The sequence below is a fragment of the Streptomyces sp. NPDC086835 genome (assembly GCF_044745705.1).
Classification (GTDB): Bacteria; Actinomycetota; Actinomycetes; order Streptomycetales; family Streptomycetaceae; genus Streptomyces.
The window spans coordinates 694,934-708,177 of record NZ_JBIVAU010000002.1 but is presented as its reverse complement, the minus strand read 5'-3'; the positions used below and the strand labels follow the sequence as shown (position 1 = coordinate 708,177).

9 protein-coding genes are annotated in these 13,244 nt (G+C 72.6%); 3 read left to right on the top strand and 6 right to left on the bottom strand.

Annotation, left to right across the window (positions count from 1 at the left end; all coding sequences use genetic code 11):
- Positions 1 to 129: 129 nt before the first annotated feature.
- The gene (locus ACIPJI_RS09360) at positions 130 to 480 is read right to left on the bottom strand and encodes an MGMT family protein (protein ID WP_307708168.1); all 351 of its coding nucleotides are present in this window, start codon (positions 478 to 480) and stop codon (positions 130 to 132) included.
- Between the two features lie 314 nt (positions 481 to 794).
- On the opposite strand from ACIPJI_RS09360, the gene ACIPJI_RS09355 reads away from it, so the two are divergent.
- From ACIPJI_RS09355 to ACIPJI_RS09345, 3 genes are all read left to right on the top strand, one after another.
- Positions 795 to 3,479 (top strand): lysylphosphatidylglycerol synthase domain-containing protein, encoded by a 2,685-nt coding sequence (locus ACIPJI_RS09355; protein WP_356621326.1) that lies wholly within the window; start codon positions 795 to 797, stop codon positions 3,477 to 3,479.
- A gap of 131 nt (positions 3,480 to 3,610) precedes the next feature.
- A complete protein-coding gene (locus ACIPJI_RS09350; protein WP_402245339.1) occupies positions 3,611 to 5,167 on the top strand; it encodes an alpha/beta hydrolase in 1,557 nt (518 codons plus the stop codon).
- A 62-nt stretch (positions 5,168 to 5,229) separates the two neighbouring features.
- Positions 5,230 to 6,819, top strand: a complete 1,590-nt coding sequence (locus ACIPJI_RS09345) for an alpha/beta hydrolase (protein ID WP_402245336.1) — start codon at positions 5,230 to 5,232, stop codon at positions 6,817 to 6,819.
- 73 nt (positions 6,820 to 6,892) lie between these two features.
- Here ACIPJI_RS09345 and moeZ read toward each other — a convergent pair whose 3' ends face one another.
- From moeZ to ACIPJI_RS09320, 5 genes are all read right to left on the bottom strand, one after another.
- Entirely contained in the window at positions 6,893 to 8,071 is a 1,179-nt protein-coding gene (gene moeZ, locus ACIPJI_RS09340; protein ID WP_159687595.1) for an adenylyltransferase/sulfurtransferase MoeZ, read from the bottom strand.
- 63 nt (positions 8,072 to 8,134) lie between these two features.
- Positions 8,135 to 8,896 (bottom strand): spherulation-specific family 4 protein, encoded by a 762-nt coding sequence (locus ACIPJI_RS09335; RefSeq protein ID WP_356621323.1) that lies wholly within the window; start codon positions 8,894 to 8,896, stop codon positions 8,135 to 8,137.
- Positions 8,884 to 9,843 carry an NAD(P)-dependent oxidoreductase gene (locus ACIPJI_RS09330; RefSeq protein WP_159687600.1) on the bottom strand — a complete coding sequence of 320 codons (960 nt, stop codon included), beginning with the start codon at positions 9,841 to 9,843 and terminating at the stop codon, positions 8,884 to 8,886. Before ACIPJI_RS09330 ends, ACIPJI_RS09335 begins: the two co-directional genes overlap by 13 nt.
- A 156-nt stretch (positions 9,844 to 9,999) precedes the next feature.
- Positions 10,000 to 11,367, bottom strand: coding sequence for a hypothetical protein (locus tag ACIPJI_RS09325; RefSeq protein ID WP_402245334.1), 1,368 nt, complete (start codon positions 11,365 to 11,367; stop codon positions 10,000 to 10,002).
- Complete coding sequence (locus ACIPJI_RS09320; protein WP_402245332.1) at positions 11,364 to 13,034, bottom strand: DUF3492 domain-containing protein; 1,671 nt, start codon at positions 13,032 to 13,034, stop codon at positions 11,364 to 11,366. Before ACIPJI_RS09320 ends, ACIPJI_RS09325 begins: the two co-directional genes overlap by 4 nt.
- Between the last annotated feature and the right edge of the window lie 210 nt (positions 13,035 to 13,244).

The following is a 13,244-nucleotide window of genomic DNA, read 5'->3' as shown; positions in this document are numbered from 1 at the left end:
GTGATGAGAGTGCGGTGCGTGCCGCGCGCTGAAGACGCTACGCCAGGCGCCCGGGTGCGGACGGCGGAGCCGTCCCGTACCCCGTACGGTCCTCGGAGTCCCCGCCCTGTCGCCGCTTGGCGGAAGCTGTCATATGTGAGCTTCGTCGCTTTGCGCCCCGGCGCCGTCCCACCGTGCGCGTTTCATGTCGAGGCGCGGCACATGCCCTTGGGCGGCGCGGGACGCTTCACGCAGCGGGGTCCCTTCTTCGCGGTACCGGTCGAGGGCGCGCAGCTCGTGGCCCGGGAGCAGGACACCGTCGGAGCGCACCACCCGCCACCACGGCACGGCGCCGCCGTACAGCGCCATGACGCGGCCGACCTGGCGGGGTCCGCCCTCGCCGAGCCACTCCGCGACGTCCCCGTAGGTCATGACCCGGCCCGGCGGGATCCGCTCGGCGACCTCCAGAACCCGCTCGGCGTACTCAGGCAGCTCGTCCATCCGACCCATCCTGCCGCACGGCACCGACAACGCCGGGTCCGTGACGACCATGACGCGGGCCGCTCCGGCCGGGAGCGGTGCAGGAGGAAGGGGCGCGGCCTCAAGACGGGCGGCCGGGCCGGCCCTGGGCGAGAAGGCCGCGGTGCGGAGAGGGAGAATCGGCACATGGGAGGCAAAGAGGGGTACCGATCGCGCCTCGCGACCCCGCATTGCACCCTGATGCCCCCCTCTGTCGTCCGGTCGTGCCACCATCGTGCGGGCGGTGACTGGTGATACGAGATCAAGAAGAGACAGAGACGGCGAAGGAGCAGGGCGTGCAGCCGAAGGCAGCAGGCACCCCTGATTCCGAGCCGCACCCGGAGAAGGCGGTTCCCGGCAAGGAGACACCGGCGGCCGGGGCACCGGAGGCCGAGGTGGCCCACGCGGACCAGGTCTCCGGGGACGAGCCGCTGCTCGCCGCGCGCGTGCACCGCCCGTCGGACCTGATGCGGCTGCTGATCGGCATTCTGGTCATCGCGGTCGTGCTGGCCGTCGCCGCCTTCGCGCAGGGCACCACGAGCGGTCTCGAACAGGACATCAACAAGGGCACCGGGCAGGCCCCCGACCTGTTGGTCAAGATCGCCGGCCTGGTCTCCAGCATCGCCGTGCTGCTCGTGCCGGTCGCGTTCGCCATCGAGCGGCTGATCAAGCGGGACGGTCTGCGGATCGCGGACGGCGTGCTCGCCGCCGTCCTCGCCCACGGAGTCACCCTCGCCACCGACCTCTGGGTCGCCAAGGCCGCCCCCGGCTCGCTCCAGGACGCGCTGACCCAGCAGCAGACCGGCGGCGAGCTGACCGATCCGGTCCACGGATACCTGGCACCGGTCATCGCCTATATGACGGCGGTGGGGATGGCCCGCAGACCCCGCTGGCGCGTGGTCCTGTGGATGGTGCTGATGCTCGACGCCTTCGCGATGCTCGTCGCCGGCTACACCACCCCGTTCTCGGTGCTGCTGACCGTGCTGCTGGGCTGGACCGTCGCGTACGGCACCCTCTACGCCGTCGGCTCACCGAACGTCCGCCCCACCGGCCGGAACCTGCTCGCCGGCCTGCGTCATGTCGGGTTCCGCCCGGTGACCGCCATGCGTGCGGAGGACGACGCCCCGGAGAGTGCGGACCAGGACCGCGGCCGCCGCTATCTGGTGTCGCTGGAGGACGGCCCGCCGCTGGACGTCACCGTCGTCGACCGCGAGCAGCAGGCGCAGGGCTTCTTCTACCGCGTGTGGCGCCGGCTGACACTGCGCTCGATCACGACCCGCCGTTCCATCCAGTCGCTGCGTCAGGCACTGGAGCAGGAGGCCCTGCTCGCGTACGCGGCGATCGCCGCCGGTGCCAACGCTCCCAAGCTGATCGCCACGTCGGAGCTCGGTCCCGACGCCGTGATGCTCGTGTACGAGCACTCCGGCGGCCGTTCCTTGGACTCCTTGGCGGACCACGAGATCACGGACGACGTGGTGCGCGGCGCCTGGCGCCAGGTGAAGGCGCTCCAGTCGCGCCGCATCGCGCACCGCCGGCTCGCCGGCGACGCCATCCTGGTCGACCCGGACGGCCGGGCGATCCTCACGGATCTGCGCGGCGGCGAGATCGCCGCGGGCGACATGGTGCTCCGGATGGACATCGCCCAGCTGCTGACGACCCTGGGCCTGCGGGTGGGCGCCGAACGGGCCGTGGCCGCGGCGGTCGAGGTGCTCGGCCCGGACAAGGTCGCCGACTGCCTGCCGCTCCTCCAGCCGATCGCCCTGAGCCGCTCGACCAGGGCCACCCTGCGCCATCAGGCACGCGAGCGTGCCCAGCGCGAGAGGGAGGCGGTGCTGGAGGCGTCGGAGGCGGCGAAGCGGGCCCGTACGGAGGAGCCCTCCGCCGACGACCGCAAGGCGGTCCGCAAGGTGGAGCGCGCGGAGAAGCAGGCGGACAAGCGCGCCATGGACGAGGCCATGGACGAGGTGCGCGAGGAGGACCTGCTCTCCCAGATCCGCCGGCAGGTGCTGCTGATCAGGCCGCAGGCTCCGGTGGAGCCCGTCCGTCTGGAGCGGATCAGGCCCCGCACGCTCGTCAGCTTCATCGCCGGTGCGGTCGCCGCGTACTTCCTGCTGTCGCAGATCGCCGGCATCGACTTCGGCACCGTCTTCGCGAACGCCCACTGGGGCTGGGTGGCGGCGGCCCTGCTGTTCTCCGCGCTCAGCTACTTCGCGGCGGCGATGAGCCTGCTGGGGTTCGTGCCCGAGCGGGTCGGCTTCCTGCGGACGGTGCTGGCGCAGGTCGCCGGGTCGTTCGTCAAGATCGTCGCCCCCGCGGCGGTCGGTGGCGTGGCCCTGAACACCCGGTTCCTCCAGCGTTCCGGTGTCCGGCCGGGTCTCGCCGTCGCCAGCGTGGGCGCCTCGCAGCTGTTCGGGCTCGGCGCGCACATCATGCTTCTGCTGTCCTTCGGCTATCTGACCGGCACGGAGAAGACGGCGTCGCTCACCCCGTCCAGGACGGTGATCGCGGGGCTGCTGACGGTCGCCGTGCTGGTGCTGGTGGTGACGGCGATCCCGTTCCTGCGGAAGTTCGTGGTGACCCGGCTGCGGTCGCTGTTCGCCGGCGTCGTGCCGCGCATGCTGGACGTGCTGCAGAGGCCGGGCAAGCTGATCACCGGCATCGGCGGGATGCTGCTGCTGACGGGTGTGTTCGTGCTCTGTCTGGACGCGTCGGTCCGGGCGTTCGACGGCGGGCACCAGCCGGTGAGCTACGCGAGCATCGCCGTGGTGTTCCTCGCCGGCAACGCACTGGGCTCGGCTGCGCCGACGCCCGGCGGTGTGGGCGCCGTCGAGGGCGCGCTGCTCGGCGGTCTGGTGCTGGTGGGCGTCCCCGGAGACGTCGCCGCGCCCGCGGTGCTGCTCTACCGGACGATGACGCTGTGGCTGCCGGTCCTGCCGGGCTGGTTCGCCTTCACGCACCTCACCCGCCAGGGCTCCCTCTGACGGGCCGCCGGGCGGCCTGACGGCCCGCCCGCGGCCCGCCGGAAGGTCACCCGTCCGGCGCAGCGCCACAGCCTCCACCCGCATGGACCGTCGCCCGTGCGGGGTACGCGGTGGCGGCGCACGATGGCGACATGCCGATAACTTCCTCCGCCGCGCGCGCCGCGGTCGCCGCCGCCGTGACAGCCGCACTGCTGGCCGCCGTCGGGTGTTCCGACGAGGGGAACGGCGGCGAGGACCGGCCGAAGGACCTCGCCTCGCAGCAGCTCGAATGGCGGCCGTGCCCCGCCCCCTCGGAGGCGGAGGGCGGCGGTCCGGCGCCGTCGCCGCTGCCGGGAGGGACGAAGTGGGAGTGCTCCTTCATGGACGTCCCGCTCAACTACGCGAAACCGGACGGCGAGACCATCGAGCTGGCCCTGATCCGGGCCCCGGCGCGTGACACCGCGAACCGCATCGGCTCTCTCGTCTACAACTTCGGCGGACCGGGCGCCTCCGGGGTGCACACCCTGCCGTCCCTCGCCTCCGACTACGAGAACCTCCGGGAACGCTACGACCTGGTGAGCTTCGATCCGCGGGGAGTCGGCCGCAGCGTTCCCGTGGAGTGCCTCGACGACAGGGAGATGGACGAGTACGCGGCCGAAGACCCGACGCCCGACGACGCGGCCGAGGAGAAGACCTTCCTGGAAGGCATCGAGGACTTCACCGACGCCTGCGAGGAGAACTCCGGTGACGAGCTCCCGTACGTCGGCACCGTCAACGCCGCGCGGGACCTGGACCTGATGCGGCAGGTCCTCGGCGACGACAAGCTCCACTACTTCGGCATCTCGTACGGGACGGAGCTGGGCGGCGTCTACGCCCACCTGTACCCGAAGAACGTCGGCCGGGCCGTCTTCGACGCCGTCGTCGACCCGACGCAGGGCGCCGTCCAGAGCGCGCTCGGCCAGGTCAGAGGCTTCCAGCAGGCCCTCACCAACTTCTCGGAGGACTGCCTGGAGCGCGGCGACGCGTGCCGGCTCCCCGGCTCGTCCGTGCAGGAGATCCAGGACTGGATCATCGGTTTCCTGGACCGGCTCGACAAGAAGCCCATCCCGGGGATCGGCGAGCGGATGCTCACCGAGGGGCAGGCCGCGAACGGCATCATCCAGACGCTCTACTCCAAGGAGTACTGGAAGCTGCTGGAGCAGGGTCTCGACGAGGCGGACGGCGGCAACGGAGCTGTGCTGATGGCGTTCTCCGACGCGCTGAACGGGCGCTCCGAGAACGGCACCTACAGCAACATCCAGGCGGCGGGCACGGCCATCGGCTGTGCCGACAACAAGGCCCGCTACACCCTCGAGCAGGCCAAGGCCATGGTGCCCGAGTTCCGCAAGGCCTCCCCCGTCTTCGGCGAGTACCTCGCCTGGGGGCAGGCGAGCTGCAGCAAATGGCCGGTCCCGGGCACCTGGGACCACCCGGACGTCTCGGCGGCGGGCGCGCCGCCCATCGTGGTGGTCGGCAACACCGGCGACCCGGCGACGCCCTACGAGGGCACGAAGGCGATGGCTCAGGCACTGGGCAAGGGTGTCGCGGTCCAGGTCACGTACGAGGGCGAAGGGCACGGCTCGTACGGCAGCAGCCCCTGCGTCCAGGAGGCCGTGAACGGCTACCTGCTGAACGGCCGGGTCCCCTCCGACGGCACGGTGTGCAGGTAGTGCCGGCGCAGGCCCTGCCTAGGATGTCGAAACTGCCTTCGACGACCGTTGGGATGTGTGGGATGAGACATCGGGTGCGAGCGATGGCCCTGGCGACGGCGACGCTCCTCGTGGCAGCCGGCGCGGCCGGATGCAGCGGCGACGGAGGCGACGGGGCCGTCGACGGGCGCAACAGCGACTCCCCGTCCACCGCCGGCTCCTCCCCCGCGGTGAGCCCTCCCGGTGATCCCGCGCTGCCTGCCGTGCTGACCGGCCAGAAGCCCGACTGGAAGCGCTGCGAGGCCCCGACCACGGCGTACGGCAGCTCGGCCCAGGCACCCGGCGGGCAGTGGCAGTGCGCCACGGTCCAGGCGCCGCTGGACTACGGCGACCCGGCCGGGGAGACCATCGGCATCGCGCTGATCCGCTCCAAGGCCAAGGACCCCGAGAAGCGCATCGGCTCGCTGCTCTTCAACTTCGGCGGACCCGGCGGCTCCGGCGTGGCGGCGCTGCCCGGGGCGGCCGAGGGCTACGACAGCCTGCACAGCCGCTACGACCTGGTCGGCTTCGACCCGCGCGGGGTGGCGGAGAGCTCCGCGGTGGTGTGCCGTGGCGACAAGGAGACGGCGAGGTCGCTGGGCCTGGACGCCACTCCGGACACCGCGGCGGAGGAGAAGACCTACATGGCGGACGCTGCGGCCTTCGGCAAGGGCTGCGCCGAGCGGTCCGGCCGGGTCGTCCCGCACGTCGGCACGGCGAACGCCGCACGCGACATGGACCTGATACGCCACGTCCTCGGCGACGACAAGCTCCACTACCTGGGCTTCTCCTACGGCACGGAGCTGGGCGGCGTCTACGCCCACCTGTACCCGAAGAACGTCGGACGGCTGGTCCTCGACGCCGTGGTCGACCCGTCCGCCGACTACGCCGGGCACTCGCGCAACCAGGCACGCGGATTCCAGCGCGCGCTGGAGAACTACTTCAAGAGCCGGGGCATCAGCGCGGAAGAAGGCACCGGACGCATCGTGAAACTGCTGCGGCAGCTCGACCGCAGGCCGATGCCGACGGCGGACGGCCGACGGCTCACCGAGAGCCTCGCGCTGACCGGGATCATCCAGCCGCTGTACTCGCAGAGCAGCTGGAAGTATCTGACCCAGGCGCTGGACGCCGCGGAGCGGGGCAACGGCACGGGGCTGCTGCTGATGGCCGACTCGTACAACGATCGTGACGAGAGCGGCCGTTACGGCACCCAGAGCCATGCGCAGCGCGCCATATCGTGCGCCGACGCCAAGGGCCGGGTGCTGCCCGCCGAGGTGCGTTCCCGTCATCTCGCCGAGTTCACCGACGTGTCCCCGGTCTTCGGCCCGTATCTGGCGTGGGACCTGGCCGGCTGGTGCGCGAAGTGGCCGGTGCCCGGCGAGTGGGAGACGCCGGAGGTCTCCGCCGAGGGCGCGGCGCCGATCCTGGTGATCGGTACGACGGGCGACCCGGCGACCCCGTACGAGGGTGCGAAGAAGATGGCCGACGAGCTCGGCGAGGGCGTCGGCGTGCTGATCACCAACAAGGGTGAGGGCCACGGCGCGTACGGAAGCGGGAAGTGCGTGACGGAGACCGTGGACGCCTATCTGCTCGAGGGCGAGGTGCCGCAGAACGGCAGAACCTGCACCTCCTGAGCCGCCCGCCGCCGGCACGGCGAAGGCCCCGGACCGCTCGACGCGGTCCGGGGCCTGTCTGTTGCCCGGGCGATCAGTAGACCGGCTTCTCCGGCTCGATCTGGTTGACCCAGCCGATGACGCCGCCGCCGACGTGCACCGCGTCGGCGAAGCCCGCCGACTTCAGTACGGCGAGGACTTCCGCACTGCGGACACCCGTCTTGCAATGCAGGACGATCTTCCGGTCCTGGGGCAGGTCCTGGAGGGCGGTGCCCATCAGGAACTCGTTCTTCGGGATCAGCCGGGCACCCGGGATCGAGACGATCTCGTACTCGTTGACCTCGCGGACATCGATGATGTCGATGTTCTCGCCGTCGTCGATCCACTCCTTGAGCTGCTTGGGAGTGATCGTCGCACCGGCCGCCGCCTCCTGGGCCTCCTCGGACACGACGCCGCAGAAGGCCTCGTAGTCGATGAGCTCGGTGACGGTGGGGTTCTCGCCGCAGACCGCGCAGTTCGGGTCCTTGCGGACCTTCACCTGGCGGTACTGCATCTCGAGGGCGTCGTAGATCATGAGCCGGCCGACCAGCGGCTCACCGATGCCCGCGAGCAGCTTGATGGCCTCGTTGACCTGGATCGACCCGATGGACGCGCAGAGCACACCCAGCACGCCGCCCTCGGCGCAGCTCGGGACCATGCCCGGCGGCGGGGGCTCCGGGTAGAGGCAGCGGTAGCAGGGCCCGTGCTCGGACCAGAAGACGGAGGCCTGGCCGTCGAAGCGGTAGATCGAACCCCACACGTACGGCTTGTTCAGCAGCACACACGCGTCGTTGACCAGGTAGCGCGTGGCGAAGTTGTCCGTGCCGTCGACGATCAGGTCGTACTGGCTGAAGATCTCCATCACGTTGTCGGCCTCGAGCCGCTCTTCGTGGAGGACGACGTTCACGTACGGGTTGATGCCCTTGACGCTGTCACGGGCGGATTCGGCCTTGGAACGGCCGATGTCGGCCTGGCTGTGGATGATCTGGCGCTGCAGGTTCGACTCGTCGACCTCGTCGAACTCCACGATGCCGAGCGTGCCGACACCGGCGGCCGCCAGGTACATCAGGGCCGGCGAGCCGAGTCCGCCCGCGCCCACGGCGAGCACCTTGGCGTTCTTCAGCCGCTTCTGCCCGTCCATCCCGACATCCGGGATGATCAGGTGGCGGGAGTACCTGCGGACCTCGTCTACGGTGAGCTCGGCTGCGGGCTCGACCAGGGGTGGCAGCGACACGGGGGCTCCGTCGGTCGGTATGTCAGTACGGTTGTTCTCCTCGTAACACTGCCACGGCCCTTCTCATTCCGAGACACCACGTCCGATCTGCGAGACGATTTCGTCCCAGTAGCCGGGCAGTGTCTCGAACGGCCCGATATGCCCTTTTCCCTCCCATCGGCCGCCCCGGTCCGTGAAGAAGATGGTGCCCGCGCCCTGCCACCGGGCGATGCGGGTGGCCTCCTCCAGGTGTGTGCGGGGCACGCCGTGGACGAAGTGGACGAACCGTTCCGGCGGATATTCGGCCGTCCACTCCGCCACCTGTGACCAGCGGTACTCCGCCCACGGCCCGGAGAAGGTGACCAACTGGTCCGCGGCCTCCGCGTAGCCGGGGTACGGATGCGAACCGTGCCCCAGCACCAGGTGCCCCCCGTCCACCACGGCGTCCAGCGTCGCGGTGGTCCGGCGCACATTCGCCAGATCGGCCCGTTCCGTGGGACAGCGGTCCAGCAGGAAGCCGTCGACCTTGTACCAGTCGAAGAAGTGCTGGGCATCACGCACCAGGTCGCCGAAGGCCCGCGATCCGTGGGACATGTCGAGGTGCCCCAGGACTCGCACGCCGGCGTTGCGCAGCCGGCCGACGGCGTCCAGACAGTGCGGGTCGGGCCGGTCGCCCGGCCCTGCCGCGACGTTGAGGACGACCCAGTGCAGCGGTGTCCCCGGCCGGGTCAGCTCGGCCCATTCGGTGGACGCGAGCAAGGGATGCGCGTAGCCGGGGACACCGAACCCCAGTCTTTCCGCGCCGGTGGCGGACAGCTGTGTGTCCGTGGTGGTCAGATGCGGCATGCCGCCTCCATCCAGATGTCGGCGAGGGACTCCTCGAGGTTGATACGGGGACGCCAGCCGAGCCGGTCGCGGGCGGTGCGCACGTCCGCCTGCTGCCAGGTTCCGCAGCCGTCGGGATAAGGGGAGGGGGTGGCGGCGAGGTGCTCGACGATCGACTCGGAGCGCGGGCTGCCGATGACCGGGCGGCCGGGCGGCGCGTCCAACTCGTGCAGGGCGCCGGCATAACCGGCGACCCTCGCGAGGATCGACGCGGCGTCCCTGAGCTTCACGGCCCGGCCGGTGCCGATGTTGACGACGCCCTGCGCCGCCGAGAGCGAGGCAGCGTGTACGGCGCGCGCCACGTCACGCACGTCGACGAAGTCGCGCTGCACGCCGAGGCCGCTGAGCTTGAGCTCCCCGTCGCCGGACTGCATGGCGCGCCGCATGGCCTCGGCGAGCCGGCCGAGCGGGGAGCCGGCCGGCGTGCCGGGGCCGACGGGAGAGAAGACGCGCAGGACGACGGCGTCCAGACCCGAGCCGAGCACCAGCTCGGTGGCGGCGAGCTTGCTCACCCCGTAGGGGCCGCCGGGGCGGGGGACGGCATCCTCCGCGGTCGACGAGCCCTGCTGCGAGGGGCCGTACTCGGACGCACAGCCGACCTGGACCAGCCGGGCGCCGCAGCCGCTGCGACGCAGCGCCTCACAGACGGTCGCGACAGCGACGGTGTTGTGCCTGGTCAGTTCGCGGGCGCCGCCACGGGTGGCGCCCGCGCAGTTGATGACGACACCGGGGTGCACGGCGCCCAGGAAGCGGGTCAGCGCTCCCGGGCTGCCGCCGGAGAGGTCGAAACGGACATCGGCGTCGTCGCCGCGGCCCAGGGCGGTGAGGTGCACGGCCGGGTCGGCGAGCAGCCGGTCGGCGACGAATCGGCCGAGGAATCCATTGGCACCGAGCAGGAGCACCCTCATCGCGCGGCTCCTCGGGGCCGACGGGCCGGAGCTGGGTGTTGCGGTGTCATGTGGCTTTCTCCTTAGGGATGTTGCTGTCGGTGCCCTGGCGGACGGTTACTCCGAGGTGTCGGCTCCGCGGAGTGCGGCGGATGCGCCGGCGGCGTTCGGAGCGGGTCAGGAGGTGTGTGCCGAGGCCCGGGCCAGGGCCGGTACGGCGTGGGCGAGCAGCCCGAGAGCGGCGACGCCGCAGGCGAGAGCCGGTACGGCCGCCACGCCCCAGGCGGCGACGATCGCCTCCACGGGACGGGCCAGGGCTTCGAGACCGGGCAGGCGTCCCGCCAGCAGCAGCGCCGGGGCGGCTGCTTCGGCGGCGCACGCGGCGGCCAGGGCGGTGGCCGCAGGGCCTGCGAAGCCGTGGACGATGAGCAGACGCGCGAGGAACAGCAGCGTTCCGAGCGCGGCGGTCGGGGCGAGTGGGTCGCCGGGGAGCACCAGCCCGGTCGCCGCGAGCAGCGCCATGAGCGTGCCCGTGTACAGGACGAGCGCCGCGAGGAGCAGCGGCCGGGCGCCGGCGGCGAACTCGTCGAGGCTCCGGCTCCGTTCGAGCCTGCGCCGGGCGAGCGCGGAGAAGAGGTGGGCGCACCAGGCCGCCGGGGCCACGGCCGACGCGAGCCCGACGAGCGGCGCGGGATCCATGGGCCAGGCGCCGTCGGGGCCGCCGGTGTTCACCTCGCGCAGAAGCCCCTGGCCGTAGGCGGCGTAGGCGAGCAGGCAGAGCGTCCACATCCGTACGGAGGCGACGCTGCGGCCCTTCGCGCGAAGGGGTCCGCGGCGCAGGCACAGCGCGACCGTGACGGCCACCGCGGCGGCGCCGGCGACGCCCACCACGAGCCGGAGCGCGCCTGCGGTGGCCGCCGCGCCGGCGACCGTGAGGGCGCACACGGCGCCCGGCAGCAGCGCCAGGAGGAGCCCCGGGGCGGGGAAGGCCCGGCCGGCGCGCGGATCGGCGGGGCGCGCCGGCCGGACGGGGGCGGCGGTGTGCTCCTTGCCTCGGGGCACACGCGCGTACATCTCCTCGGCGAGAGCGAACACATCGCGGTGGCGGAAGCGTGCCGCGGTGCGGTCCGTGACTCCGTGCGCCTCGAGGCCCGCCGCGATCTCCAGCGGGTCGACGGCCTGCTCGCACAGTTCGCGGTGGCGGTGCATGAGCGCCTTGACCGGGTCGGCCGGCCCCCGACGTCCCTGCCGCGCGTCGCCGGGGCCGCCGTCCGCGGGGGCCGAGGACCGCGGCGGCTGCCCGGGGCGTTCGGTGCGCGTCCGGACGTCGTCCGTCCGGGTGCCCGGTCGCGGTGCGGCGCCGGCCTCCGGTGACGGCTCTGCCGCCGCGTCCGGCCGGTGGCCCGCGACCCCGTCGACGGTCGCGGTGGCCCGTTCCTCGTGGAGTTGGGTGAGGGCCGCGAGGGCCAGGGCCGGGTCGGGCGCCCGCCCGACGCCGGCCGGCTCCGCGTGCGCCGTGCTGCCCGTGACTCTCGGGGCCGTCATGGCTGTGTCTCCTTCGCCGTCTCCGGTGGAGCTCCGGCCGCGACGAGACGCGGCCCCTCCGCCCAGCTCGGGGTGCGGGGGCGGGCCGGCGCGCCGGTCCAGGAGGCCGGGACGTGACACTCGGCCGGGTGCGCGAAGGGCAGCGGTCCGCCGTCGGCGTCGACGACGTCCCGCTGGACCGGCGAGTGCGACATCAGCTCCAGATAAATGCCGCGAAATGCCGTCAGGTTCTGTTCCACGGTGAAGAGTTCGAGTGCGCGGGCGCGCGCCGCGGCGCCGAGGCGCTCCCGCCGCGCCCCGTCACGCAGCAGGGAGACGCAGGCGTCGGCGAGCGCCCGCGGATTGCGCGGGGGCACGACGAGCCCCGTGCCGCCGATGACCTCCACGACCGCCCCCACGTCCGTCGACACGGTCGCGCGACCGCAGAACATCGCCTCCACGAGACTGATCGGGAAGCCCTCGACGACGCTGGACAGGACGACCACTCCCCCTGCCGCGTAGGCGTCGACGAGCTCCGGCGCCTCGGGGCCGCCGATCTCCTCGAAGGAGACCGGGTTGTCGCCCACGGCATGGGCGCCGTCGGCCTCGTCCGGGAAGAGCTGGGCGGCGAGCGCCTTGCAGTGGGCGAGGTAGGTGACCGCCTCCGGGCTCCGCACGGGCGCGCCGAACAGCCGGAGCCTGGCAAGCGGTTCCGCCTTGCGGATCTCGGCGAAGGCGTGGAGCAGGGAGATGATGTCCTTGGACGGCTCGATCCGCCCGACCCAGACGAGGGTGTGCGGGTCGCCGGTGTCGGCACTCTCCCCGACGGCCGCGAAACGATCCGCCTCCATGCCGGGATAGACGGTGCGCAGCTTCTCCCGGGCCGCGCCGCACCTCTCCTGCCAGCGCCGTGCGTGGGTGTTGCCGGGCGTGATGACGGACGCCTGCCGGTAGACCTCCGCGGCCAGCCGGCCGTGGAAGGCGGCGAGGAGGGCCCGGACCGGTGCGCTCAGCCCGGCGTCGGTGGCCGCGAGGTAGTGGGCGCGCAGTTGGACGCCGTACTCGGTGACCAGCAGCGGGACTCCGCAGAAGCGTTTGGCCAACAGGCCGGGCAGGGCTGCCGGCCCACCGGCCGCCGCGTGGCAGAGGTCGACCGCGCCGAGGCCGTCCTCGTCGTACCAGTCGAGGAGCAGGGGGCGCAGGGCCCGCTCGAGCCGGTCGGCGAAGGCGAGGTGGTCCACCACCGTCGCGCCGTGGACGGTGCGGCGTGTGCCGGGCGCCCGGCAGGCCGACTCGAGGGCGCGCACGGCCGTCTCCGAGCGGAGGGCGGCGTACAGCCCGCCGTGCTCACGGGCGAGTTCCGCCAGTCCGTACAGCCCGTCGGCGAATCCGTCGCCGTCGGCGCACACCGCGGCGGCGAGGTCCTTGAAGTGGCCCGCGAAGCGCCGGCGTTCACGCCGCCCGTAGGTCCGGCCGTCGTCCGCCAGCGCCCACAGGGCCGCCGTGCGCACCCTGCGAACCTGCGGGGGGAGCTGGATGCAGCCGTGCTTCTCCTGCTGAGCGCTCCGGCTGAGGGCGTACAGGTCGAACTCGTGCTGCTCGAGCCCGCGCACCAGCCGGTCGCACCAGAGTCTGGACTCACCGGTCGCATACGGATAACCACCCTCCGTAAGCAGTCCGATCCGCACAGGTGCACCCCCGATCTCCCTTTGTGGGCGGCCGCCGTCGATTTCCGGCGACTCACAGCGGAACGACGTTAAGCGGACATGCCGGTGGGGGGGGGGGGGGGGGGGGGGGGGGGGGGCGGGGGGGGGGGGGGGGGGGCGCGGGGGGGGGCGCGGGGGGGGGGGGCGGGGGGGGGGGGCGGGGGGGCGGCCCCCGGGGGGGGCGGCGCCGGC

What these genes read in the sequence shown, in the direction of transcription:
- ACIPJI_RS09360 (WP_307708168.1), bottom strand. Translation starts at nt 480, where the DNA reads ATGGACGAGCTGCCTGAGTACGCCGAGCGGGTTCTGGAGGTCGCCGAG.
- ACIPJI_RS09345 (WP_402245336.1), top strand. Translation starts at nt 5,230, where the DNA reads ATGAGACATCGGGTGCGAGCGATGGCCCTGGCGACGGCGACGCTCCTC.
- ACIPJI_RS09350 (WP_402245339.1), top strand. Translation starts at nt 3,611, where the DNA reads ATGCCGATAACTTCCTCCGCCGCGCGCGCCGCGGTCGCCGCCGCCGTG.
- ACIPJI_RS09335 (WP_356621323.1), bottom strand. Translation starts at nt 8,896, where the DNA reads ATGCCGCATCTGACCACCACGGACACACAGCTGTCCGCCACCGGCGCG.
- ACIPJI_RS09325 (WP_402245334.1), bottom strand. Translation starts at nt 11,367, where the DNA reads ATGACGGCCCCGAGAGTCACGGGCAGCACGGCGCACGCGGAGCCGGCC.
- ACIPJI_RS09330 (WP_159687600.1), bottom strand. Translation starts at nt 9,843, where the DNA reads ATGAGGGTGCTCCTGCTCGGTGCCAATGGATTCCTCGGCCGATTCGTC.